Genomic DNA, 2,930 nt, shown 5'->3' on the forward strand with positions numbered 1-2,930 from the left:
CCCTGACGCTGGTGAGCGCTCCCGCCGGCGCGGGCAAGACCGTCCTGCTCTCCAGCTGGCTCGCGACGGGGCGGGTGCCCGGCCCCCTGCTCCGGGTGTCGACCCGCCGGAACCCCGACGGGAGCGCCGCGTTCTGGGCCGGCGTGACCACATGGCTGCTGGCCGAGGGAGGTGGCGCCCGCGACAAGCTCCGATCGGGTCCCGTCCCCGACATCCAGCACCTGGGCGACCTCACCCGCACCGTGGCGGCCCGGAGGGGGCCCGTGGTGCTGGTGGTGGACGACGAGGTCGCGGACCCTGCCCTGCACGCCGAGCTCGACCAGTACGTGGAGGAGGCGTGGGACAGCGTCCGGGTAGTCCTGGTGACCCGCTCCGAGCCCCGGCTCCCGCTCCACCGCTACCGTCTCGCGGGGGGACTCGCGGAGATCCGGGGCGATGACCTGCGCCTGCGCCGCACGGAGGCGGCCGAGCTCCTCCTCGGGGAGGGCGTCGCGCTCACCGATGTCCAGCTGACCGCCCTCCTCGACAGGACCCGCGGGTGGGTCGCCGGCGTCGCGTACGCCGCGAGCCGGCTCCGCGGCTCCCCTGACCTGGACGCGACCCTGGCCCGGCTCACCGGTGCCGAGCCGGCCGTGAGCGACTACCTGGCCCGGGAGGTCCTGGACGCCCAGCCGCCGGACCTCCGTGAGCTCATGTTGCGCACCAGCGTCCCCGACGAGCTGCCGATCGGGCTGTTCGAGGCCCTCAGCGGCCAGGTGGACGGGCGTGGGGCGATGGGTCTTCTGGCCGCCTCGAACGCCTTCATCGGCCCTGTCCAGGGGACCCCGACCACGTATGAGTACCAACCGTTGTTCCGCGAGTTCCTGCGCGCCCAGCTGAGCGCCGAGCGACCCGACCTGGTCACCGGACTGCACGCCCTCGCCGCGCGGTGGTGGGCCCACTGCGGCAACCTGCAYGAGTCCACCGTGCACGCCGCAGCGGCGGGGCTGTGGAGCGACGCCGCGGCGTACCTCGTCGAGAACCTGGCTGTCGGCCAGATGATCGACGCCCGCCTGGACACGTCGGTGGCGTCCCTCTTCGAGACCATGCCGGCGGGGACGCCGGGCGCCCAGGCGGCGATCGTGCGGTCCGCCCTTGCCCTGCGGGCAGGCGAGGTGGCCGGGGCCAGGGCGGCCCTGGCGGACAGTCGCACCCAGCTGTCGTGCGACGGGTCCGCGACGTCGGCCGACGCCTTCTCGGTGGAGCTGCTCGAGGCCGCCCTCGCGGCGGCCGAGTGCGACACCGAGCACGGGGTCGAGGCGCTGCGGGTCGCGGAGCGGCACCTCACCACGCTCCTGCCGTCCGAGCCGGACCTGCGCGCGGAGCTGCGCAGCCAGCTGGCGCTGCTCAGGTCCGGACTCCACCTGTGGAGCGGAAACCTGTACCAGGCGAAGGCGGCGTCACTCGACGCCGCCGAGGCGGCCGAGCACCGGTCCGGCGAGCTCGCTCTCACCGCCCTCACGCAGGGCGCACTGCTCGCCGTCATCCTCGGCGACGCCGGCGAGGCGTCGGTCCTCCTGGAGCAGCTGGACGAGCGCGTGGCGGACGTCCACGGCCAGGCGGACCGACCCTGGGCGGGCAGCGCCGCGGTGGCCCGCGCGTGGCTGCTGACCGAGCGGTCCTACATGCGCGCGGCCCGTCAGCAGGTCGCGGAGGCCGACCAGCACCGGACACACCTCGACCGCGGGGTCGACAGCCTGCTGGACGTCGTCCGGGCCCGCCTGATGCACGCCAACGGCGAGTTCGCCGGATCGCGCGCGACGCTGGACTCGGCGCGAGCAACCCTGGGCCGGCGTCGAGCCCCAGCCTGGGTCGCGGACTACATCGACCTCACCGCGGCCGTCCACGCGGCCGCCGAGGGTGGTGCGGGTCCGGAGGAACAGGAGGGCCGCATCTCCCTGGAGGCGGCGCAGTGGCACGGCGATCCACCGCTCGAGCTGCAGATCAGCCTGGCCATCGACGACGCCGGCTTCTGGCTGCGGACGGGCGACAAGACGTCGGCCGTCTCCCTGCTCAGCCAGGCCCTGGGACTGGCTTCCCCCCACCAGATCCGTCGGCCCTTCACGGAGGCTCCCCCGGCCGTCCGGCAGCTCCTGCGCACCCACGACGAGCTCCAGGTCGCCCACCCGTGGCTGACGACCAGCGATCCCGTGGGTCGCCCGGGCGTTGAGGTCCCGACGACCGAACGCCCCGCCGGGCGAGCTGGTGCGCCCGAGGTGCGCCGGCGGCTGCCCGCCCTCGAGTCGCGCGGCGTCTCCCGGCCCCTCGTCGTGGAGCCGCTGACCAGCAAGGAGCTCGAGGTCCTGGGCTACCTCAACGACCTCGCCACCACTGCCGAGATCGGTGCCGCGATGTTCATCTCCGTCAACACGGTGCGCACGCACGTGCGCAACCTGCTTCGCAAGCTGGGAGCGGACCGACGCAACGACGCGGTACGCCGCGCCTGGGAGCTCGGGCTCCTCGCCGACCCTCACGGTCGCGGCGCCACGGCCGAGCGGCTCGGCGACGGGCGCACCGCCTGAGGTCAGGCGACCGGAGCCCCGGTCCGTGCGTCCGCGTCGGGGGCGGGGGCGGGGCGACTGATCAGCTCCACGAGGCCGACGCCCACGACCACGGCGATGGCCGTCCCGATCACGACCCCAGCGGTGGGCTGTGACCAGAAGAGGAGGGTGAGGCCACCCAGCAGCACGACCACGGCCCGCAGGACCCGCTTGTGCTCGCCGGTCCAGAGGCCGAACGCCCCGGTCTGGACCCCGTGCGCCTCGGCACTGTCGCGCACCCCGCCGATCCCGTGGCTGAGGACCTCCCGGGTCCGGACGGCCGTCGACGACCGTCCGGTGAGGAAGGCTCCCAGGGCCACGACCAGGCCCAGCATCGCCACGGCACGCAGG

2 protein-coding genes are annotated in these 2,930 nt (G+C 74.6%); one reads left to right on the plus strand and one right to left on the minus strand.

From position 1 onward, the window contains the following. A partial coding sequence (locus tag ACXJKL_RS18510; RefSeq protein ID WP_457208471.1) for a LuxR C-terminal-related transcriptional regulator occupies positions 1-2,561 on the plus strand: 2,561 nt, incomplete at its 5' end. A 2-nt stretch (positions 2,562-2,563) separates the two neighbouring features. Here the strand turns inward: ACXJKL_RS18510 and ACXJKL_RS18515 are convergent. Further along, positions 2,564-2,930: hypothetical protein (locus tag ACXJKL_RS18515; RefSeq protein WP_457208472.1), on the minus strand; the 367-nt coding region annotated here is incomplete at its 5' end.

Source organism: Nocardioides sp. P5_C9_2, from assembly GCF_054049555.1.